Annotated in this window: 19 protein-coding genes; 15 read left to right on the forward strand and 4 right to left on the reverse strand. The window is 54.5% G+C overall.

The features are described from left to right. The first annotated feature begins 239 nt into the window (after nucleotides 1-239). From rpoE to acpS, 11 genes are all read left to right on the forward strand, one after another. Entirely contained in the window at nucleotides 240-815 is a 576-nt protein-coding gene (gene rpoE / locus M8Q36_RS12465; RefSeq protein ID WP_000003307.1) for an RNA polymerase sigma factor RpoE, read from the forward strand. A gap of 32 nt (nucleotides 816-847) precedes the next feature. Then, nucleotides 848-1,498: an anti-sigma-E factor RseA gene (gene rseA / locus M8Q36_RS12470; protein ID WP_065370326.1), complete on the forward strand. Its 651-nt coding sequence runs from the start codon at nucleotides 848-850 to the stop codon at nucleotides 1,496-1,498. Next, the gene (gene rseB / locus M8Q36_RS12475) at nucleotides 1,498-2,451 is read left to right on the forward strand and encodes a sigma-E factor regulatory protein RseB (protein WP_200550116.1); all 954 of its coding nucleotides are present in this window, start codon (nucleotides 1,498-1,500) and stop codon (nucleotides 2,449-2,451) included. Before rseA ends, rseB begins: the two co-directional genes overlap by 1 nt. Then, on the forward strand, nucleotides 2,448-2,927 hold the full coding sequence (gene rseC / locus M8Q36_RS12480) for a SoxR-reducing system protein RseC (RefSeq protein WP_017459041.1): 480 nt from the start codon (nucleotides 2,448-2,450) through the stop codon (nucleotides 2,925-2,927). Before rseB ends, rseC begins: the two co-directional genes overlap by 4 nt. A 156-nt stretch (nucleotides 2,928-3,083) precedes the next feature. Then, nucleotides 3,084-4,883, forward strand: coding sequence for a translation elongation factor 4 (gene lepA / locus M8Q36_RS12485; protein ID WP_086870710.1), 1,800 nt, complete (start codon nucleotides 3,084-3,086; stop codon nucleotides 4,881-4,883). 15 nt (nucleotides 4,884-4,898) lie between these two features. Beyond that, entirely contained in the window at nucleotides 4,899-5,873 is a 975-nt protein-coding gene (gene lepB, locus M8Q36_RS12490; RefSeq protein ID WP_017459039.1) for a signal peptidase I, read from the forward strand. Nucleotides 5,874-6,084: 211 nt separating this feature from the next. Next, nucleotides 6,085-6,765 (forward strand): ribonuclease III, encoded by a 681-nt coding sequence (gene rnc, locus M8Q36_RS12495; RefSeq protein WP_025263878.1) that lies wholly within the window; start codon nucleotides 6,085-6,087, stop codon nucleotides 6,763-6,765. Further along, on the forward strand, nucleotides 6,762-7,667 hold the full coding sequence (era, locus tag M8Q36_RS12500; protein WP_249881100.1) for a GTPase Era: 906 nt from the start codon (nucleotides 6,762-6,764) through the stop codon (nucleotides 7,665-7,667). The genes rnc and era overlap by 4 nt, the downstream gene beginning before the upstream one ends. A gap of 134 nt (nucleotides 7,668-7,801) precedes the next feature. Beyond that, a complete protein-coding gene (gene recO, locus M8Q36_RS12505) occupies nucleotides 7,802-8,509 on the forward strand; it encodes a DNA repair protein RecO (RefSeq protein ID WP_017459036.1) in 708 nt (235 codons plus the stop codon). A gap of 66 nt (nucleotides 8,510-8,575) precedes the next feature. Beyond that, a complete protein-coding gene (gene pdxJ / locus M8Q36_RS12510; RefSeq protein WP_017459035.1) occupies nucleotides 8,576-9,307 on the forward strand; it encodes a pyridoxine 5'-phosphate synthase in 732 nt (243 codons plus the stop codon). Continuing rightward, a complete protein-coding gene (acpS, locus tag M8Q36_RS12515) occupies nucleotides 9,307-9,687 on the forward strand; it encodes a holo-ACP synthase (protein WP_249881101.1) in 381 nt (126 codons plus the stop codon). Before pdxJ ends, acpS begins: the two co-directional genes overlap by 1 nt. Here acpS and M8Q36_RS12520 read toward each other — a convergent pair. Continuing rightward, on the reverse strand, nucleotides 9,684-9,944 hold the full coding sequence (locus M8Q36_RS12520) for a YfhL family 4Fe-4S dicluster ferredoxin (protein WP_017459033.1): 261 nt from the start codon (nucleotides 9,942-9,944) through the stop codon (nucleotides 9,684-9,686). The two genes, acpS and M8Q36_RS12520, sit on opposite strands and share 4 nt — an antisense overlap. 351 nt (nucleotides 9,945-10,295) lie before the next feature. Here M8Q36_RS12520 and M8Q36_RS12525 point away from each other — a divergent pair, with 351 nt between their 5' ends. After that, nucleotides 10,296-11,591 (forward strand): SGNH/GDSL hydrolase family protein, encoded by a 1,296-nt coding sequence (locus M8Q36_RS12525; protein ID WP_249881102.1) that lies wholly within the window; start codon nucleotides 10,296-10,298, stop codon nucleotides 11,589-11,591. A 35-nt stretch (nucleotides 11,592-11,626) separates the two neighbouring features. Here M8Q36_RS12525 and M8Q36_RS12530 read toward each other — a convergent pair whose 3' ends face one another. Together M8Q36_RS12530 and M8Q36_RS12535 are read right to left on the reverse strand one after the other, a co-directional pair. Beyond that, entirely contained in the window at nucleotides 11,627-12,475 is an 849-nt protein-coding gene (locus M8Q36_RS12530) for a MurR/RpiR family transcriptional regulator (RefSeq protein ID WP_249881103.1), read from the reverse strand. 130 nt (nucleotides 12,476-12,605) lie between these two features. Continuing rightward, nucleotides 12,606-13,850 carry an MFS transporter gene (locus M8Q36_RS12535; protein ID WP_249881104.1) on the reverse strand — a complete coding sequence of 415 codons (1,245 nt, stop codon included), beginning with the start codon at nucleotides 13,848-13,850 and terminating at the stop codon, nucleotides 12,606-12,608. 193 nt (nucleotides 13,851-14,043) lie between these two features. On the opposite strand from M8Q36_RS12535, the gene yfhb reads away from it, so the two are divergent. Both yfhb and tadA read left to right on the forward strand, forming a co-directional pair. After that, nucleotides 14,044-14,679: a phosphatidylglycerophosphatase C gene (gene yfhb, locus M8Q36_RS12540; RefSeq protein WP_020454742.1), complete on the forward strand. Its 636-nt coding sequence runs from the start codon at nucleotides 14,044-14,046 to the stop codon at nucleotides 14,677-14,679. A 45-nt stretch (nucleotides 14,680-14,724) separates the two neighbouring features. Continuing rightward, on the forward strand, nucleotides 14,725-15,249 hold the full coding sequence (tadA, locus tag M8Q36_RS12545) for a tRNA adenosine(34) deaminase TadA (protein ID WP_283946066.1): 525 nt from the start codon (nucleotides 14,725-14,727) through the stop codon (nucleotides 15,247-15,249). Nucleotides 15,250-15,268: 19 nt separating this feature from the next. On the opposite strand, the gene mltF is transcribed toward tadA, so the two are convergent. Next, entirely contained in the window at nucleotides 15,269-16,861 is a 1,593-nt protein-coding gene (gene mltF, locus M8Q36_RS12550) for a membrane-bound lytic murein transglycosylase MltF (protein WP_249882771.1), read from the reverse strand. A gap of 239 nt (nucleotides 16,862-17,100) precedes the next feature. Between mltF and purL the strand changes: the two genes are divergently transcribed. Further along, nucleotides 17,101-20,988: a phosphoribosylformylglycinamidine synthase gene (purL, locus tag M8Q36_RS12555; protein WP_249881105.1), complete on the forward strand. Its 3,888-nt coding sequence runs from the start codon at nucleotides 17,101-17,103 to the stop codon at nucleotides 20,986-20,988. The last annotated feature ends 410 nt before the right edge of the window (nucleotides 20,989-21,398 follow it).

Below are 21,398 nucleotides of genomic sequence, written 5' to 3' on the forward strand. Positions count from 1 at the left end.
GTATTGCGTTACTCTCTGGCGATCTTAAGGTCTTTTCTTTGAGAAAACACATTGTTCAAAGTTTGCGGACTTATAATGAGTCAGAATGAAAAGTCTGTAGAACGATGCACAAAAACAAAGGCGTAACGGAACTTTATTACAGACCGGTCCTCTAATTGGCTGCTTGCTCATATTGTGCAGTATTGGAGTGGCGTTTCTGGATACGCGTGGAAATTGGTTTTGGGGAGACTTTACCTCGGATGAGCGAGCAGTTAACGGATCAGGTCCTGGTCGAAAGGGTCCAGAAAGGAGATCAGAAAGCGTTCAACTTACTGGTGGTGCGCTACCAGCATAAAGTGGCGAGTCTGGTTTCCCGTTATGTCCCTTCGGGCGATGTGCCTGATGTCGTACAAGAGTCATTTATAAAAGCCTATCGCGCGCTTGATTCATTCAGGGGGGATAGTGCTTTTTATACCTGGCTGTACCGAATTGCGGTTAATACAGCGAAAAATTACCTGGTTGCCCAAGGGCGCAGGCCGCCATCCAGTGATGTGGACGCAATTGAAGCAGAAAACTTCGAAAGTGGCGGTGCACTGAAAGAAATTTCGAACCCTGAGAACTTAATGTTGTCAGAAGAACTGCGACAAATAGTTTTCCGTACCATTGAGTCGCTCCCGGAAGATTTACGTATGGCAATTACGTTGCGGGAGCTGGATGGCCTGAGTTATGAAGAGATTGCGGCCATAATGGATTGTCCGGTAGGTACCGTTCGTTCGCGTATCTTCCGTGCGCGGGAAGCTATTGATAATAAAGTTCAACCGCTTATCAGGCGTTGACGATAGCGGGATACTGAAAAAAGGTATTAGGCATGCAGAAAGAACAACTTTCCGCTTTAATGGATGGTGAAACGCTGGATAGTGAGCTGCTCGTTGAGTTGTCTCAGGATCCGGAAATGCAGAAAACCTGGGAGAGCTACCATCTCATCCGCGATTCCATGCGTGGTGATACCGCCGATCTCCTCCATTTCGATATCTCAGCCCAAGTAATGGCCGCGATTGAGAAAGACGCTGTTCAGGCGCCGGCGCCGTTGATTCCTGAAGCTCAGCCCGCTCCTCACCAATGGCAGAAAATGCCGTTCTGGCACAAAGTTCGACCATGGGCCAGCCAGCTTACCCAGATGGGCGTTGCGGCATGCGTATCGCTTGCTGTAATTGTTGGCGTCCAGCACTATAATGGCTCGGCTGAATCAACCCAACAGCCCGAAGCGCCAGTGTTTAATACGCTGCCGATGATGGGCAAAGCCAGTCCGGTGAGTTTGGGTGTTCCGTCTGATGCGACGGCAAATGCCGGTCAGCAACAGCAGGTGCAGGAACAACGTCGTCGCATTAATGCGATGCTGCAGGATTACGAACTGCAACGCCGTCTGCACTCCGAACAGCTTCAGTTTGAGCAGGCGCAAACACAGCAAGCTGCTGTTCAAGTGCCAGGAAATCAAACTTTAGGAACGCAATCGCAGTAATGAAGCAACTTTGGTGTGCCATGTCTTTTGTGGCTACTGGCTTGTTCTTCTCTGTCAACGCCTCGGCTGATGTTTCGTCCGGGGCGTTGCTGCAGCAAATGAACGTGGCGAGTCAGTCGCTCAACTACGAACTCTCTTTCGTCAGCATCAATAAGCAGGGTGTTGAATCGTTACGTTACCGCCATGTGCGTCTTAACGATCAGCCGCTTGCGCAGTTGTTGCAAATGGACGGCCCCCGCCGCGAAGTGGTGCAGCGTGGCAATGAGATCAGCTACTTTGAACCGGGTCTTGAACCTTTCACGCTTAACGGCAACTTCATCGTCGATTCACTGCCGTCGCTGGTTTATACCGACTTCAAACGTCTTTCTCCCTATTACGATTTTATCTCCGTGGGACGCACGCGCATTGCCGACCGGCTGTGCGAAGTGATCCGCGTTGTGGCACGTGATGGCACCCGTTATAGCTATATTGTGTGGATGGATGAAGAAACCCGCCTGCCGATGCGCGTTGATTTGCTTGACCGTGATGGCGAAACCCTTGAACAGTTCCGCGTTATTGCAGTTACCGTTAACGGTCAGGTGACTAACAGCATGCAAACACTGGCGAAAGCCAGTTTGCCACCGCTCCTTTCACTTCCGGCTGGCGATAAAGTGGTATTTAACTGGGAACCGGCCTGGTTGCCGCAGGGGTTTAGCGAAGTATCCAGCAGCCGTCGCCAACTGCCGACCATGGATATGCCCGTTGAATCTCGCCTCTATTCCGATGGTTTGTTCAGTTTCTCCGTTAACGTTAACCGCGCTAATCAGAATAGCGCCGATCAGATGCTGCGCACCGGTCGCCGTACCGTTAGCACAACGGTTCGCGATAACGCCGAAATTACTGTCGTCGGTGAATTGCCGCCGCAAACCGCAAAACGTATTGCGGACAGTCTCAAATTTAAGGCCGCACAATGATAAAAGAGTGGGCGACCGTCGTTTCCTGGCAAAATGGTAGCGCGCTGGTCGAATGTGATGTCAAAGCTTCCTGTAGCAGTTGCGCTTCGCGTGCCGGTTGCGGCAGCCGTGTGCTGAATAAACTCGGTCCGCAAACCACGCACACTATTGCCGTACCGAGCGCAGAACCGTTGGTTGCCGGGCAGAAGGTTGAATTAGGCATCGCTGAGAGCAGCCTGCTGGGCTCAGCGGTATTGGTCTATATGTCGCCGCTGGTAGGCCTGTTTGTCATGGGGGCTATTTTCCAGGCGCTCTTCGGCCAGGATCTCGCAGCGCTTTGCGGTGCGGTGCTTGGCGGCGTTGGCGGCTTTTTACTCGCCCGCGGTTTATCGCCAAAGCTTGCCACGCGCAGCGAATGGCAGCCGGTTATTCTCAGCGTCGGTCTGCCTCCGGATCTTATCCGCGTCGACAACGCATCCGCAGAAAGCCAGCCGTAATATCCTCTTTAAGTCTTACGATAATAGCGATACTTTTCTGCCTGGTATCAGCATTTCCCCGCATTGTTGTTGTAGTGTAGAATGCGGCGTTTCAGTACATTGACGTCAGGCGCGTACAGGCCTCTTAGTTACTCGTAAGGCATAAAAACTCACTATATGAAGAATATTCGTAACTTTTCGATCATCGCTCACATCGACCACGGTAAGTCGACGCTGTCTGACCGTATCATCCAGATTTGCGGTGGTCTTTCCGATCGCGAAATGGAAGCCCAGGTTCTTGATTCCATGGATCTTGAACGTGAGCGCGGCATTACCATTAAAGCGCAAAGCGTCACGCTGGATTACAAAGCCAACAATGGCGAAACCTACCAGTTGAACTTTATCGATACCCCCGGTCACGTTGACTTCTCCTACGAGGTTTCCCGTTCGCTCGCCGCCTGCGAAGGCGCACTGCTAGTGGTGGATGCAGGTCAGGGCGTGGAAGCGCAAACGCTGGCAAACTGCTATACCGCTATCGAGATGGATCTGGAAGTCGTACCGGTACTGAATAAGATCGACCTGCCAGCCGCCGATCCTGAGCGTGTTGCAGAAGAAATTGAAGACATTGTTGGTATCGACGCCACCGATGCGGTGCGCTGCTCGGCGAAAACCGGCGTGGGCGTGCCCGATGTGCTGGAGCGCCTGGTGCGTGATATTCCGCCGCCGGAAGGCGATCCGGATGCGCCGTTGCAGGCGCTGATCATCGACTCCTGGTTCGATAACTACCTTGGCGTGGTTTCTCTGGTGCGTATCAAAAATGGCACCATGCGCAAAGGCGACAAAATTAAAGTAATGAGCACCGGGCAGGTTTATAACGCTGACCGCCTGGGGATTTTCACGCCGAAACAGGTTGATCGCACCGAACTGAAGTGCGGTGAAGTAGGCTGGCTGGTTTGCGCGATTAAAGACATTCTCGGCGCGCCAGTGGGCGACACCCTGACTTCCTCCCGTAATCCGGCAGATAAAGCGCTGCCAGGCTTTAAAAAGGTCAAACCGCAGGTTTATGCCGGTCTGTTCCCGGTCAGCTCTGACGATTACGAAAACTTCCGCGATGCGCTCGGCAAACTGAGCCTCAACGATGCCTCGTTGTTCTATGAACCGGAAAGCTCCACCGCGCTGGGCTTTGGTTTCCGCTGCGGCTTCCTCGGTCTGCTGCATATGGAGATCATCCAGGAGCGTCTTGAGCGCGAATACGATCTGGATCTGATCACAACCGCACCGACCGTGGTCTACGAAGTGCAGACCACCAATAAAGAAGTGGTTTACGTCGATAGCCCGTCTAAGCTGCCGCCGCTGAACAACATTGACGAGCTGCGCGAGCCTATCGCCGAGTGTCACATGCTGCTGCCGCAGGAGTACCTGGGCAACGTTATCACGCTGTGCGTAGAGAAACGTGGCGTGCAGACCAACATGGTTTACCACGGCAACCAGGTTGCGTTGACTTATGAAATCCCGATGGCGGAAGTGGTACTGGACTTCTTCGATCGTCTGAAGTCAACGTCGCGCGGTTATGCGTCGCTCGATTACAACTTCAAACGTTTCCAGGCTTCTAACATGGTGCGCGTGGACGTGTTGATCAACGGTGAGCGTGTGGATGCGCTAGCGCTGATCACCCATAACGATAACGCACCGTATCGTGGTCGTGAATTGGTCGAGAAAATGAAAGAACTGATCCCGCGTCAGCAGTTTGATATCGCGATTCAGGCGGCGATCGGTAACCACATTATTGCCCGTTCGACAGTCAAACAGCTGCGTAAAAACGTGCTGGCGAAATGCTACGGCGGTGACGTGAGCCGTAAGAAAAAACTGCTGCAGAAACAGAAAGAAGGTAAGAAACGCATGAAGCAGGTCGGCAACGTCGAACTGCCGCAGGAAGCGTTCCTTGCCATTCTGCATGTGGGCAAAGATAGCAAATAATCCTAAGGAGTTGGCATGGCGAACATGTTTGCCCTGATCCTGGTGATCGCGACCCTGGTGACGGGTTTTTTATGGTGCCTGGATAAGTTTATTTTTGCACCAAAACGCCGGGATCGTCAGGCCGCTGCGCAAGTTGCGACAGGCGATGCGCTTGATGCAAAAACGCTGAAGAAGATTGGTCCGAAGCCTGGCTGGCTGGAGACCGGTGCTTCCGTATTCCCGGTGCTGGCTATTGTGCTGGTGGTGCGTTCGTTTATTTACGAACCGTTCCAGATCCCATCTGGTTCAATGATGCCAACGCTGCTTATCGGTGATTTCATTCTGGTGGAGAAGTTCGCCTATGGAATTAAAGATCCGATCTACCAGAAAACGCTGATTGAAACCGGTCATCCGAAACGCGGTGACATTGCGGTATTTAAATATCCGGACGATCCGCGTCTGGATTACATCAAGCGTGTGGTTGGCGTACCGGGCGATAAAGTGACCTACGATCCGGTGACCAAACAAGTGACCGTGCAGCCGAACTGTAGCTCGGGTCAGGCTTGCGGTAGCGCTCTGCCTATCACTTACAGCAACGTTGAAGAGAGCGATTTTGTGCAGACCTTCGGGCGTCGCTCCGGTGGTGAGGCAAGCAGCGGTTTCTTCCAGTTACCGAAAGGCCAGTCCCTGCCGGATGGCGTACGTTTAACCGAGCGTAAAGAGACGCTGGGGGATGTGACGCACCGCATTCTGACCGTGCCTATCGCGCAGGATCAACTGGGGATCTACTATCGTCAGCAGAGCCAGCCGTTAGCTACCTGGATTGTGCCGCCGGGCCATTACTTTATGATGGGCGACAACCGCGATAACAGCGCAGACAGCCGCTACTGGGGCTTTGTGCCGGAAGCGAACCTGGTTGGCCGTGCCACGGCAATCTGGATGAGTTTCGAAAAACAAGAAGGTGAATGGCCGACAGGCGTGCGCCTGAATCGTATCGGCGGAATTCATTAATTAACCAGGGCGCAATCACCGCGATTGCGCCCTGAATTATTTCCAATATTATTCCCACCAGACTAACGACAACCCCGGTCGTTGCGTATAGAATATTCCCCCGAAGTTTAAGGCTGGTTCCCCCCGGGCGCCACAGCACACGAAACCGCGTTGGTTTTCTCAGGTCGGTTTCGTGTGCTGCATTGTTGACGCATTTATTTATTGGTATCGCATGAACCCCATCGTAATTAATCGGCTTCAACGGAAGCTGGGCTACACTTTTCAACATCATGATCTGTTGCAGCAGGCATTAACCCACCGCAGCGCCAGTAGCAAACATAACGAGCGTCTCGAATTTCTCGGCGACTCTATTTTAAGTTATGTGATTGCTAACGCGCTCTATCACCGTTTCCCGCGTGTGGACGAAGGTGATATGAGCCGCATGCGCGCGACACTGGTGCGTGGAAATACGCTGGCGGAAATTGCCCGCGAATTCGAGCTGGGAGAGTGTCTGCGTTTAGGGCCGGGTGAACTGAAAAGCGGCGGTTTTCGCCGTGAATCCATTCTGGCTGACACCGTTGAGGCGTTAATTGGCGGGGTGTTCCTTGATAGCGATATTCAGACCGTCGAAAAATTAATTCTGAGCTGGTATCAAACGCGCCTTGATGAAATCAGTCCCGGCGATAAACAAAAAGATCCGAAAACGCGCCTGCAGGAGTTTTTGCAGGGCCGTCATCTGCCGCTGCCGTCTTATCTGGTGGTGCAGGTGCGCGGCGAAGCGCACGATCAGGAATTTACTATCCACTGCCAGGTCAGCGGCCTGAGTGAACCGGTGGTTGGCACGGGTTCCAGCCGTCGCAAGGCGGAGCAGGCTGCCGCCGAACAGGCGCTGAAAAAACTGGAGCTGGAATGAGCGAAGAAAAAACCTATTGCGGATTTATTGCCATCGTCGGACGTCCCAACGTTGGCAAATCCACCCTGTTGAATAATCTGCTTGGGCAGAAGATTTCCATCACCTCTCGTAAGGCGCAGACTACGCGCCACCGCATCGTCGGTATCCATACTGAGGGCGAGTATCAGGCGATTTACGTCGATACCCCCGGCCTGCACATGGAAGAGAAACGCGCCATCAACCGTCTGATGAACAAAGCTGCCAGCAGCTCCATCGGCGACGTTGAACTGGTCATTTTCGTTGTGGAAGGTACCCGCTGGACGCCGGACGACGAAATGGTGCTGAACAAGCTGCGTGACGGTAAAACGCCGGTGATCCTCGCGGTCAACAAAGTGGACAACGTGCAGGAGAAGGCCGATCTGTTGCCGCACCTGCAGTGGCTGGGCAGCCAGATGAACTTCCTCGATATCGTTCCGCTCTCTGCAGAGACCGGTCTGAACGTTGATACCATCGCCAGCATCGTGCGTAAGCATCTGCCGGAAGCGGTGCATCACTTCCCGGAAGATTACGTGACCGACCGCTCACAGCGCTTTATGGCCTCGGAAATCATCCGCGAAAAACTGATGCGTTTCCTCGGTGCGGAACTGCCGTACTCGGTCACCGTGGAGATCGAACAGTTCGTGACTAACGAACGCGGTGGTTACGATATCAACGGGTTGATCCTTGTTGAGCGCGAAGGGCAGAAGAAGATGGTGATTGGCAACAAAGGTTCCAAAATCAAAACCATCGGTATTGAAGCCCGTAAAGATATGGAAGAGATGTTCGAAGCCAAAGTTCACCTGGAGCTGTGGGTGAAAGTGAAATCCGGCTGGGCCGACGACGAACGCGCGCTGCGTAGTCTCGGTTACGTAGACGATCTCTAAGAGCCTGCTCTCTATGGCTCCCGGGTTGCAGGCAGACGGCCAGGCCGTGAGTGTTCAGGCGCTTGATCAAATAAGCGCTCTGGATAAGCGGTTAAAGCCAGCGCTGCTGCGGCCTGAAAGACGACGAGAATAATATGGAAGGCTGGCAGCGCGCTTTTGTTCTGCATAGTCGTCCGTGGAGCGAAACCAGCCTGATGCTGGACGTCTTCACGGAAGAGTCTGGCCGTGTGCGCCTTGTTGCCAAAGGAGCACGTTCCAAACGCTCTAATCTGAAGGGCGCATTACAGCCTTTCACTCCTCTGCTGGTGCGCTTTGGCGGACGTGGCGAAGTCAAAACGCTGCGCAGCGCGGAAGCGGTATCGCTGGCACTGCCGCTCAGCGGCATCACGCTCTACAGCGGTCTCTACGTTAACGAACTTATCTCCCGCGTGCTTGAACACGAGACGCGCTTTTCTGAACTCTTTTTTGATTATCTGCACTGTATCCAGGCCCTGGCGGGCGTCACCAGCACGCCGGAACCGGTGCTGCGCCGTTTTGAGCTGGCACTGCTCGGGCATCTGGGTTATGGCGTTGATTTTCTCCACTGTGCCGGCAGCGGCGAGCCGGTCGATGATGTAATGACTTATCGTTACCGGGAAGAGAAGGGCTTTATTGCCAGCGTCGTGATAGATAACAGTACTTTTACCGGGCGGCATTTACGCGCACTGGCTGAGCGGGAGTTCCCGGATGCAGACACGCTACGCGCCGCAAAGCGCTTTACCCGTATCGCGTTAAAGCCGTATCTTGGAGGCAAGCCGCTGAAAAGCCGGGAGCTGTTCCGGCAGTTCGTGCCAAAAAGATAGCAGAATAACAACCGGGCTGACGCGGCGAAGCACGCGTCAGTTCCTTTGAGAACATTGAGGATTGTCATGGCTGAATTACTGTTGGGCGTCAACATCGATCACATTGCCACACTGCGTAACGCGCGCGGGACGGCTTATCCGGATCCGGTTCAGGCCGCTTTTATCGCTGAGCAAGCAGGCGCTGATGGCATCACTGTGCATTTGCGTGAAGATCGTCGTCATATCACCGACCGTGACGTGCGAATTCTGCGCCAGACCTTGCATACCCGAATGAATCTGGAAATGGCGGTGACCGAAGAGATGTTGGCGATTGCCTGCGAAACCAAACCGCATTTTTGCTGCCTGGTGCCGGAAAAACGCCAGGAAGTGACCACTGAAGGCGGGCTGGATGTTGCTGGACAGCGCGAGAAAATGCGCGATGCCTGCCAGCGCCTGGCGCAGGCGGGTATTCTGGTATCGCTGTTTATCGATGCTGATGCTGAGCAGATCAAAGCGGCGGCAGAGGTTGGCGCACCGTACATTGAAATTCACACTGGTTGCTACGCGGATGCTAAAAGCGATGCCGATCAGGCAAAAGAGCTGGAACGCATTGCAAAAGCGGCGACCTACGCGGCAAGTCTCGGCCTGAAAGTCAACGCCGGGCACGGACTGACCTATCACAACGTCAAAGCCATTGCCGCGCTGCCGGAAATGCACGAGCTGAACATCGGCCACGCCATTATTGGTCGCGCGGTGATGAGCGGCCTGAAAGAGGCGGTAGCGGAGATGAAACGGTTGATGCTGGAAGCGCGCGCGTAATGGCGATTCTGGGATTAGGTACAGATATCGTCGAGATAGCCCGCATCGAAGCGGTGGTCGCCCGTAGCGGCGATCGCCTGGCTAAACGGGTGCTGAGCGACAACGAGTGGGCGCTGTATCAGGCGCATCAGCAGCCGGTTCGCTTTCTGGCGAAACGCTTTGCGGTCAAAGAGGCGGCGGCAAAAGCCTTAGGCACGGGGATCCGTAACGGGCTGGCGTTTAATCAGTTCGAAGTGTTTAACGACGCGCTGGGCAAACCGAGCCTGCGTCTTTGGGATGAAGCACAGCGAATGGCGGAACAGATGGGCGTGCGCGCCATGCATGTGACGCTGGCGGATGAACGCCATTACGCCTGCGCGACGGTGATTATCGAGAGCTAAATCTTGTCTGCGTGGTGCATCAGAACAAACTTGTCCCACAGCTGTTCTTCAGTTTCCACATGCGCCGGATCTTTGAGGATGGTATTGGGTATCGGGCACACTTTCTGGCAAGTCGGGGTTTCGTAGTGGCCGACGCACTCGGTGCAGCGATCGCTGTTGATTTCATAAATGCTGTCGCCCATCGAAATGGCTTCGTTCGGACATTCCGGTTCGCACATGTCGCAATTGATGCAGCGTTTTGTAATTAGTAAAGCCATTTCAAAGAATTACCGTCAAATCTGGATGCCATCTGGAAACTACTGAATATTAACTGGCGCACTTTACCACAGAAACCGGATAGCCCCAATCATGATGATGCTTTTGCGCACAAAAGCGGCGCGGGGCAACATTCCTACTCCTTCCTGCGATATGTTGGAGAATGTTCTTAATTAAACATAAGAAAAGCGCCATTGACCGGATAATATTTCTGCGCTGAAAATACAAATGACACCCGCGCGGAATAGAATGTGGTGGATTTTTATTGATTAAGAATAATTACCCGCCTGCGATATACGAATATTTCCTATATATTAGCGCGACCTGAGATGGATAATTAATAAGGGACTATGATGAAAAGAGCGAAATTATATCTCGCGTTTATTGCCAGTATCACGAGTGGACTGGCGAATGCGGCGAATGGGTATATCTATACAACACCGGTGCCGCCTGCGTATGAATCCTCCGCAAACCAGCGTGTGTTGCGGACAAACGAAGAGACCTCAACCTATATCAAATGTGTGTATAACATCGATAATCAGGACCAAAGCAATCCGGCTTCATCATGGACATGGGCACGCGACGGGAGCAACTATCTAAAGCTGCGCGGGTATTGGTATAGCGCCACGCCGCTGGCAAATATGTTTTATAGCGAATCATCCTACGCAAGCCTGATGAATATCTGTCGGAGTACGTTAAAGGCCAGCAATATTAATGCAGAAACCGTTATTCCTTATGCATCCGATTATACGCTCTCCTGGTTTTATATGATTTGGCATCAGGGGCAGGCACAACCGGCGATAATGTTCGGCAATAATAAAATTGATCGCATGGTCATATTTGGCGACAGCCTTAGCGATACGATTAACGTTTATAACGGCTCGTATGGCACGGTTCCAAATCACGCATCGTGGTTTCTTGGCCATTTTTCTAATGGCAAAGTCTGGCACGAATATCTGAGCGGTTCGCTGAATTTACCGGGCTACGTTTGGGCGACAGCCAATGCGGAAAGCGGCGAGAAACCGTTATTTAACGGTTTTGACAAGCAACTGGATTCTTTCAGCGCTTATCTGGGTAAAACAGAGAACTATGACATTGCGCAGACACTGTTTACGGTGCTGTTTGGCGGTAATGATTTTATCACTGGTGCAAAAATGCCGGACGATATCATCGCTACGTATCGCGTACAGCTGGCGCGTCTGGCGGCATTGGGCGCGCAGCATATTGCGATATTCAGGCTGCCTGATTTTTCCGTCATTCCCAATGTCGCTACGTGGACACCAGCGGAAAAAGAGGCGCTAAAAAACAAATCAGAGAATTTTAACCAGCAGTTGGACCAGCTACTCGGCGAATTACGCACCGCATACCCGAAAACGAATTTTTTCACCGTCAAACTGGATAGCGCATTTAATGATCTGCTCAGTGAAAGCGGTAAATATGGCTTTGTTAATACCAGCGAAACTTGCCTGGATATCTCCGCTTCGGGTATCTCATACGCCACAGGCGTTGCGGTGAAGCAGACATGTAAAGCGGCGAATGGGGCGTTTGTTTTCTGGGATAATATGCACCCGACCACCAAAACCCATGCTCTGCTCGCGGAAATGATACGTGAGGAGATAGTGCAACATCTGACCAACGGCGGCGAGTAACGCGCTAAAGCTCCTCGTCCGCCAGGGCGGGGAGGCTACACCAGTTTTTTCACCAGCTCTTCGCTATGGCGAATACGCTCTGGCGCATGCTCAAGATCCTGTTGCACCAGCGCCATAAACAGCAAATCCGTGAGCATCATTTGCGCGCTGGTGGAAGAAATCGCCGCGCTGCGTGTAGTTTGCTCTTCGGCGATGGTGTACAGGCAGTGCGTGGCCCGCTGTTGTAATGCGTTTGGCGTGAAGCCGGTTATGGCGAGGATCTTGCCGCCAACGCGCAGTGTCTCATCGGCCGCCATGTTGATTTCGCGGCGTTCGCCGCTATAAGAGACCGGCAGCAACAGATCGCCCGACTCCATCGCCTGCACGGTTGCCAGCAGCGCGTGCATATCCTGCTCGACCACGGCGTTAACGCCGATTTTCATCAGTTTCCAGCCAAAATTTCGTGCGACCAGCCCGGAAGCGCCGATACCCGTCAGGATAATACGCCGTGCTTCGCGCAGCAGCCGCACGCTCTCCAGCAGTTTCTCCTCGCTGTTGACATCCAGCGAGGCATGCATGGCGCTCTGGTACTCTTTAATCAGCTTTTCGCCCACCACCCGCAGCGGATCATCGCCACGGATCTGGTTATGCACCGGCATAGACCACGGATTGCTATTGCTGGCTAACGCTTCGCTGATCGCCAGCTTCATCGCCGGAAAGCCTTTGAAATCCATCTTCTGGGCAAATTTCACGACGCTTGACTGGCTGACACCTGCTTCGGCGGCCAGTTGTTGCGAGCTCAAATGGCGTGCGCGATCGGGGTTTTCCAGCAGAAATTCCGCCAGCTTTTTATCGCTCTGCGCAAGGCCTGGGTAGCGCTGGCGAATGCGGATTAGACAATTCATAAGATCTCCGGGAGCAAACCCATCCGCGATATTTTGCCGATGAATGAATTTTATATTCCAGTAATAGATTGCGATTATGAATTAAAAATTCTTTTAGCACAAAATATCCCTGATTGGGTTTTGACAGCGATCAAGAGGATCCGCTGAGGCCGCGTTGTTTAACCTTCGGTGAATTATCGAGCAGACGAATTGCCGGAATAAAACTGGCTCCTGCGCAGGCAATGACCACCGCGATTGCCGAGGCGATCAGCACGTTGCTGCTACCGAAGTGCGTCGCCAGTGGCCCGGCGGCCAGCTCACCAACCGGAATGGCGATAAATGACCCCATTGCGTCGTAGGCATAAACACGCGCCAGCTTCTCCGGCGGGATATGTGTTTGTAATGACTGCGCCCACGCCACGCCGAACAGGCCGAAACTGACGCCTGCGAGGAAAAACGCCGCCAGCAACCACGCGGTAGAAACATTTTGACTGAGGAGATAGATCGGCACCGCGCATACGGCAACCAGCATCACACCGATAAACAGGTCGCGTCGCGGACGCCAGCGCAGCGCGAGGAACGAACCGACAATCAAACCAACGCTCTGCGCGGCGACAATCACTCCCCAACGCGTGCGGCCAAACGAGGCATCGGCAATGATCGGGCCGAGCACCATCACCACCCCGCTGAACGCGGCATTAATAATGGTGAACTGCACGACAATGGCCCACACCCAGGCGCGGCTGATGAACTCTTTCCAGCCATCGCGCAGATCTTGCAGGATATTGCTTTGCGCCGCCGTCTCCTGAATAGCACCCATGCGAATGGCGAGATAAAGCGGAGTCGAGGCGGCAAAGCCCAGCGCGTCAATCGCCAGCCCCCAACCAGGCCCGACGGCGCTGGTGAGGATGCCACCGAGCGACGCGCCGACGACCGTTCCGCTATAAATACCAAGCTGGATAAAGGCATTGGCTTCGCGCAGGTTATGCGCTGGCACCGTTTGCGGTACCAGCGCGGACGAAGCCGGCAGTGCGATCCCCGCCGCTGCACCGTTAATCGTTCCGAGTATCGCCAGGAGCATCACCGTCGCTGAACCGTCCAGCACCAGCCAGGCGACAACGCCTTGCGAACAGGCAGCGACCAGCGACGACAATACCAGCACCCGGCTGCGTGAATAGCGATCGGCCAGCACGCCGCCGACCAGTAAAAACGCCACGTTAAACAGCGAACGTGCAGCCACCACAATCCCGAGCTCGGTGGCGGAACCGCCAATGTCCAGTACCGCAAAAGCCAGCGCAATAGGGGCAATGCCGTTACCGAGTACCGTCAGCAGACGGGCAAAAAACAGATGGCGAAACGGGGCAAAGTGAAAGGCGCGTGTATGTTGTGTTGTCATCGGGATCGCGGTGAATTAAAGGTTCTGGCCAGTGTAAAGCATCCTGACCTTGCCAACATAGCCGCTGATTATTACAGGTATCGGTGACCGATTGTTACCGGAAAAGTGAAGGTCTATCTGTTAGGCTATTGAAAGAGCGATCGCCAGAAGGAGAGGCCCGGCGGTCGAAGGTTAACCAACAGAGGACTCCCATTTGGCTAACAGCGAGCGCCGCGTCGTCTTTTTTGATCTGGATGGTACCCTGCATCAGCAGGATATGTTTGGCACGTTTCTGCGTTACGTTTTGCGTCATCAGCCGTTAAATGCGTTGCTGGTGCTGCCTTTGTTGCCGGTGATTGCGGGCGGATTATTACTCAAAGGACGCGCCGCGCGTTGGCCAATGAGCTTGCTGCTGTGGGGCTGTACGTTTGGCCATAGCGAACGGCACCTGAATGCGTTGCAGCAGAAATTTGTCAGCTGGTTTCGTGAGCATGTTACCGCCTTCCCGGTCGTGCAAACGCGGTTAACCAACTATCTGGCGGCGTCCGATGCGGATATCTGGCTGATTACCGGCTCGCCGCAGCCGCTGGTGGAGCAGGTCTATTATGATACCCCGTGGCTCCCGCGCGTTAATCTGATAGCCAGCCAAATCAGCCGCCGCTACGGTGGCTGGGTGCTGACTATGCGCTGTCTCGGTCATGAAAAAGTCGCCCAGCTTGAACGCAAAATCGGTACCCCGTTGCGCCTCTACAGCGGTTACAGCGACAGCAAGCAAGACAACCCGTTGCTCTATTTTTGCCAGCACCGCTGGCGCGTGACGCCGCGTGGCGACTTGCAACAGCTCGAGTAGTGTCGAACCGATAACGGCTGTGTATAATGCGCTCCGCCTGAATTACTGGAGTATCTCGCTTTGTCCATTCCTGAACTGAATCACGACGTCTGGATGCGTCATGCGCTCACGCTGGCGAAACGTGCCTGGGAAGAGGGCGAAGTGCCGGTAGGCGCGGTGCTGGTGCATAACGGTCAGGTGATCGGCGAAGGCTGGAACCGGCCGATTGGCCGCCACGATCCTACCGCGCATGCGGAAATTATGGCGTTGCGCCAGGGTGGGCTGGTGCTGCAAAACTACCGTCTTATTGATACCACTTTATATGTCACGCTGGAGCCATGCGTCATGTGCGCGGGTGCCATTGTGCACAGCCGTATCGGTCAACTGGTTTTTGGTGCGCGGGATGCGAAAACCGGCGCGGCGGGATCACTGATTGATGTGTTGCACCATCCGGGCATGAACCATCGGGTGGAGATAACCGAAGGCGTGTTACGCGACGAATGCGCCGCGATGCTGAGCGATTTCTTCCGCCAGCGTCGGCTGGAGAAGAAAGCCCTGAAAAAACAGGCTGGCGATCCCACAGCTTTCTAGAGCCTGGTGGCGCGAAGCGCTAGCGGTTCACTTTCAGCGGGTTTTGCACCAGCGCGTCGGACACCAGCAGCGGGTTACGCGGGAAGGCTTCATTAGCGGTTAACGCGCTAAAGGGCAGCACGCCGTAAGCCGGGCGATTTAATTCTTCTGTCGATACCGCCGGGTAACTCCTGGCCAGCTTCACTGCTTTTGCGGCCTCTTTCTCTTTTTCCAGCAAATAACCGACCAGGCTAATTTCATACTTACGAATATTTTCTACATAGGCATAGGCTTCATGCCCGCGAGCGTAACCGTACGTCAGCTTGCTGTAGTACTGTTTCTGGCTTAAAAGCGGTAAGCGTTGTTTTACGTCCGCCCAACTGTCCGGATTGCCTTTCGTCTTCGCCGTTAATGCACGGGCATCCAGCATGTGCGCGTAGCCCATATTGTAAGCCGCCAGCGCGAACCAGATTTTTTCATCCTGCGGCACGGTGTCCGGCACTTTGCTCATCATGTCCACCAGGTAACGCGCGCCGCCGCTGATGCTTTGCTCAGCGTCAGTGCGATCGCTTAAACCTAAGCTCTGCGCCGTATTGCGCGTCAGCATCATCAAGCCGCGAACGCCGGTGGGTGAGGTGGCCTGGGAGTCCCAGTGTGACTCCTGATAAGAGATGGCCGCTAGCAATCGCCAGTCGATCGCCTGGGCGTATTTTTCAAACAGCGGTTGCAGATCCGGCAGTACGCTATCGACGGCGCGTAAAAAGGTACGCGTGTCGACATAATCAAAATCCTCGCCGTGACCGAGGTACTTCTCCTCCAGCCGCGCAAGCGTGCCATCTTCATTCATATTATTGAAAAAATCGAGCATCGCAGCCGACAGCGTATTATCGTCATCACGCTTGCTAAACCAGGTAACGGGTTGCTCATCGGTGATATCCAGCGCCACCGCCAGCTCGGGATGCACGCGCTGGAACAGGCTAATGGCGACCGAATCGGCGACGGTGTAGCTCAGTTTCCCGTCGACCACTTGTTGCAGCAGCGCGGTCGTGCCGAGCTTTTCATCCACCGTCCAGCTTAACTCCGGGTACTTCTTCTCTTTTAATTCACGCAGATCGTCCAGCGCGACATGACCGGGAGCGATGGTTAACTGGCTGGCATTCACGGATTCCAGCGTGCGCGGACGGTAGCTACCCACGCGATACACCAGTTGCTGAGAAACGGAGTAGTAAACCGGCCCGGTTTGGTAGTTTTTCACCCGTTCGCTGTTGTAGACCAACCCGGCGGCGAGCATATCGGCGTCGTCATTATCAAGGTCATCAAACAGTTGGCTGATATTCTGGCGCACCGTGACTTTCAGTTTGACGCCAAGGTAATCGGCGAAATGCTGCGCGAGATCGTAATCCAGCCCATACGTTTTGCCATCAATGGTGTTGTAAGTCAGCGGTGTGGCGACCGTACTGACGCGCAGCTCCCCACGAGCTTTGATCGCCGCGATGCGATTGTCGGCTTTGCCGAACCAGGGGATAGAAGGCCACAGGGCCGCTGCCAGCAGCAGGGTGACAATGCCGATGAGCAGATAATTAATCTTAAATTTTTTCAAGGAGTTAATTCTCTGCGCCGTGCTTTGCCTCAGAAGGTTCTCGTGATGATAACAGTAAGGTTTGTCGGTGATTGAGCGGCATTCTGCGCAACAAAACGCCAGTTGGCAACTAATTAGAGCATTCGGCGACAGCTATTGTTAAAAATTGACGGCGATTTTATTTCGACGCAAACGGTTTCGTCGGCGCGCAGGATTCTCTATAATGACGCCCGTTTTCCCCTGGTGCACACTTAAAGCGTCCCCGACGCTTCGTAATCGAAGACGAGAGACTTATGATGGAAATTCTGCGTGGTTCGCCTGCATTGTCCGCTTTCCGTATCAACAAACTGCTGGCACGTTTTCAGGCCGCCAACCTCCCGGTAAGCAACATTTACGCCGAATACGCTCACTTCGCCGATCTTAATGATGGGCTGACAGAAGATGAATACGCGCGGCTCCAGCGTCTGCTGAAATACGGCCCGAGCCTTAGCAGCCATACCCCGACCGGAAAATTACTGCTTGTCACTCCTCGTCCCGGCACCATCTCTCCCTGGTCTTCTAAAGCTACCGATATCGCCCACAACTGCGGCCTTAACAAAATCAATCGCCTTGAGCGCGGCGTCGCCTATTACGTTGACGCAGCCGGGCTGACTGACGCCCAGTGGAACGACGTTGCCGCAGAGCTGCATGATCGCATGATGGAGAGCGTATTCACGTCACAAGCCGACGCCGAACGCCTGTTTGAGCACCATCAGCCTGCGCCGGTACAGAGCGTGGATCTGCTCGGTGAAGGTCGTCAGGCGCTGATTGATGCCAACCTGCGTCTGGGGCTGGCGCTGGCGGAAGACGAAATCGACTACCTGCAAGAGGCGTTTACCCGCCTGGGGCGCAATCCGAACGACATCGAGCTTTATATGTTCGCGCAGGCGAACTCTGAGCACTGCCGCCACAAAATTTTCAACGCCGACTGGGTGATTGATGGCAAGCAGCAGCCGAAGTCGCTGTTCAAAATGATCAAAAACACCTTCGAGCAAACGCCGGATTTCGTGCTGTCGGCCTATAAAGATAATGCCGCGGTGATGGAAGGTTCCGACGTGGGTCGCTTCTTCGCCGATCGCGGGGAAGGGCGTTACGACTACCATCAGGAACCGGCGCATATTCTGATGAAGGTGGAAACTCACAACCACCCGACGGCGATTTCGCCGTGGCCGGGTGCGGCGACAGGTTCCGGCGGCGAGATCCGCGATGAAGGCGCAACCGGCCGTGGCGCGAAGCCAAAAGCGGGGCTGGTGGGCTTTTCCGTTTCTAACCTGCGCATTCCAGGCTTTGAACAGCCGTGGGAAGAAGATTTCGGTAAACCGGATCGTATCGTCACCGCGCTGGACATTATGACCGACGGCCCGCTGGGTGGCGCGGCGTTCAACAATGAATTTGGTCGTCCAGCGCTGAACGGCTACTTCCGTACTTATGAAGAGAAAGTGAATAGCCACAACGGCGAAGAGCTGCGCGGCTACCACAAACCGATCATGCTGGCGGGCGGCATCGGCAACATCCGTGCCGATCATGTGCAGAAAGGTGAAATCACCGTTGGCGCGAAACTGATCGTGCTGGGTGGCCCGGCGATGAATATCGGTCTGGGCGGCGGCGCGGCCTCTTCAATGGCATCCGGTCAGTCCGACGCGGATCTTGATTTTGCCTCCGTACAGCGCGACAACCCGGAAATGGAGCGTCGTTGCCAGGAAGTTATCGACCGCTGCTGGCAGCTGGGTGATGCTAACCCGATCCTCTTTATTCACGACGTTGGCGCGGGCGGCCTTTCTAACGCCATGCCGGAGCTGGTGAGCGACGGCGGTCGCGGCGGTCGTTTCGAACTGCGCGATATTCTGAGCGATGAGCCGGGAATGAGCCCGCTTGAGATCTGGTGTAACGAATCGCAGGAGCGCTACGTGCTGGCGGTTGCCGCAGATCAACTGGCGCTGTTTGACGAGCTGTGCCGCCGCGAGCGCGCGCCTTACGCGGTGATTGGTGAAGCGACGGAAGCCCAACATCTGACGCTTAACGACAGCCACTTTAACAACCAGCCGATCGATATGCCGCTGGATGTGCTGCTGGGTAAAACGCCGAAGATGACCCGCGATGTCGCGTCTCGTCAGGCGGCTGGCGAAGCGCTGAACGTGCAGGGCATTTCCATTGCCGATGCGGTTAACCGCGTGCTGCACCTGCCGACCGTGGCAGAAAAAACCTTCCTTGTGACCATCGGCGACCGCACGGTGACCGGTATGGTTGCGCGCGATCAGATGGTTGGCCCGTGGCAGATCCCGGTGGCGAACTGTGCAGTTACCACCGCCAGCCTTGATAGCTACTACGGTGAGGCGATGGCGCTGGGCGAACGCGCGCCGGTTGCGCTGCTGGACTTCGCCGCTTCTGCCCGTCTGGCGGTGGGGGAAGCGCTCACTAACATCGCTGCAACGCAGATTGGCGATATCAAACGTATTAAGCTGTCGGCGAACTGGATGGCCGCCGCCGGGCACCCGGGCGAAGACGCCGGGCTATATGCCGCAGTGAAAGCAGTGGGCGAAGAGCTTTGTCCGGCGCTCGGTTTAACCATTCCGGTGGGCAAAGACTCAATGTCGATGAAAACCCGCTGGCAGGAAGGCAGCGAGCAGCGCGAAATGACCTCGCCGCTGTCACTGGTCATTACCGCGTTTGCCCGTGTTGAAGATGTTCGCCGCACGGTTACCCCGCAGCTTTCCACCGAAGATAACGCCCTGCTGTTGATTGACCTGGGTAATGGCAACAACGCACTGGGTGCCACCGCGCTGGCTCAGGTTTACCGCCAGCTGGGTGACAAACCGGCTGATGTGCGTAACGTTGAGCAACTCAAAGGTTTCTTTGATGCTATCCAGGCGCTGGTGGCGGACCGCAAACTGCTGGCCTATCACGATCGCTCCGATGGTGGCTTGCTGGTTACGCTGGCAGAGATGGCCTTTACCGGCCACTGCGGCATCAACGTTGATATCGCGTCTCTGGGCCAGGATCGTCTGGCGGCGTTGTTTAATGAAGAGCTGGGCGCGGTGATTCAGGTGCGCGCGGCCGATCGCGAAGCGGTAGAAAGCGTACTCGCGGCTTATGGTCTGGGTGATAGCGTTCACTATCTCGGTACTGCTGTTACTGGCGATCGCTTTGTGATTGAAGCTGATGGTCAGGTGGTGTTCAGCGAAAGCCGTACTCAGCTGCGCATGTGGTGGGCGGAAACCACCTGGCAGATGCAGCGCCTGCGTGATAACCCGGAGTGTGCGGATCAGGAGCATCAGGCGAAAGCCAATGACAACGATCCGGGCCTCAACGTGAAGCTTTCTTTTGATATCAATGAAGATATCGCCGCGCCGTTTATTGCTACCGGCGCGCGCCCGAAAGTGGCTGTGCTGCGTGAACAAGGCGTTAACTCCCACGTTGAAATGGCGGCTGCGTTCCATCGCGCCGGTTTTGATGCCATTGACGTGCATATGAGCGATCTGCTGGCAGGGCGCACTGGCCTTGAGCATTTCCAGGCGCTGGTTGCCTGCGGCGGCTTCTCGTATGGCGATGTGCTGGGTGCAGGCGAGGGTTGGGCGAAATCGATTCTGTTCAACGAGCGCGTGCGTGACGAGTTCGAAACCTTCTTCCATCGTCCGCAGACGCTGGCGCTGGGCGTGTGTAACGGTTGCCAGATGATGTCTAACCTGCGTGAACTTATTCCTGGCAGCGAGCTGTGGCCGCGTTTTGTGCGTAACCACTCCGACCGCTTTGAAGCGCGCTTCAGCCTGGTGGAAGTGACGCAAAGCCCGTCGCTGCTGCTGAGCGGTATGGTCGGCTCGCAGATGCCAATCGCCGTTTCCCATGGTGAAGGTCGCGTGGAAGTGCGTGATGGCGCGCATCTGGCGCAACTGGAAAGCAAAGGGCTGGTGGCGTTGCGCTACGTGGATAACACCGGGGCCGTGACGGAAACTTATCCGGCGAACCCGAACGGCTCACCGAACGGCATTACGGCTGTGACCAGTGAAAGCGGGCGAGTAACTATTATGATGCCGCACCCGGAGCGCGTGTTCCGCACCGTTTCCAACTCCTGGCACCCGGAAAACTGGGGCGAAGACAGCCCGTGGATGCGTATCTTCCGCAACGCTCGTAAGCAGTTGGGTTAATTTAGTAATCATTAGTAAGCCCTCTTCTTTGTAAGAGGGCTTTTTTCGCCTGAGCAAAAGTGTCTGCATTTCCCGACATAGGGTATTAAGTGGTGTCTCCAAAAAGAGACACTTAACCGATTGATTATAAATGATTTATTTTTGATGCTATCAGTGTGTTGCTAAATAGCGACAGGTTGTTGAAATGATAAGCACATCACACTTTCATTTTTTAAATATTAATTGATTAAAAATCAATAAGTTAAATTAATTGTTGGCGTGTTGGCACAATACCTGCATAATATTACGCAGTGGCTCATTCACCTTCTTATGTCAGCCCCTTCGGGACGCGCTACATAAACTTCGAATGACGCACTTAAAGGTGCCTGCCGTCCACCTGCTGATAATTGCGCTGCTTTATCAGGTATCGG

It is taken from the genome of Kosakonia sp. R1.Fl (genome assembly GCF_023516815.1).
Taxonomy (GTDB): Bacteria; Pseudomonadota; Gammaproteobacteria; order Enterobacterales; family Enterobacteriaceae; genus Kosakonia.

Coding starts and splice junctions, on each gene's coding strand:
- rpoE (WP_000003307.1), top strand. CDS start 240: ATGAGCGAGCAGTTAACGGATCAGGTCCTGGTCGAAAGGGTCCAGAAA.
- rseA (WP_065370326.1), top strand. CDS start 848: ATGCAGAAAGAACAACTTTCCGCTTTAATGGATGGTGAAACGCTGGAT.
- rseB (WP_200550116.1), top strand. CDS start 1,498: ATGAAGCAACTTTGGTGTGCCATGTCTTTTGTGGCTACTGGCTTGTTC.
- rseC (WP_017459041.1), top strand. CDS start 2,448: ATGATAAAAGAGTGGGCGACCGTCGTTTCCTGGCAAAATGGTAGCGCG.
- lepA (WP_086870710.1), top strand. CDS start 3,084: ATGAAGAATATTCGTAACTTTTCGATCATCGCTCACATCGACCACGGT.
- lepB (WP_017459039.1), top strand. CDS start 4,899: ATGGCGAACATGTTTGCCCTGATCCTGGTGATCGCGACCCTGGTGACG.
- rnc (WP_025263878.1), top strand. CDS start 6,085: ATGAACCCCATCGTAATTAATCGGCTTCAACGGAAGCTGGGCTACACT.
- era (WP_249881100.1), top strand. CDS start 6,762: ATGAGCGAAGAAAAAACCTATTGCGGATTTATTGCCATCGTCGGACGT.
- recO (WP_017459036.1), top strand. CDS start 7,802: ATGGAAGGCTGGCAGCGCGCTTTTGTTCTGCATAGTCGTCCGTGGAGC.
- pdxJ (WP_017459035.1), top strand. CDS start 8,576: ATGGCTGAATTACTGTTGGGCGTCAACATCGATCACATTGCCACACTG.
- acpS (WP_249881101.1), top strand. CDS start 9,307: ATGGCGATTCTGGGATTAGGTACAGATATCGTCGAGATAGCCCGCATC.
- M8Q36_RS12520 (WP_017459033.1), bottom strand. CDS start 9,944: ATGGCTTTACTAATTACAAAACGCTGCATCAATTGCGACATGTGCGAA.
- M8Q36_RS12525 (WP_249881102.1), top strand. CDS start 10,296: ATGAAAAGAGCGAAATTATATCTCGCGTTTATTGCCAGTATCACGAGT.
- M8Q36_RS12530 (WP_249881103.1), bottom strand. CDS start 12,475: ATGAATTGTCTAATCCGCATTCGCCAGCGCTACCCAGGCCTTGCGCAG.
- M8Q36_RS12535 (WP_249881104.1), bottom strand. CDS start 13,850: ATGACAACACAACATACACGCGCCTTTCACTTTGCCCCGTTTCGCCAT.
- purL (WP_249881105.1), top strand. CDS start 17,101: ATGATGGAAATTCTGCGTGGTTCGCCTGCATTGTCCGCTTTCCGTATC.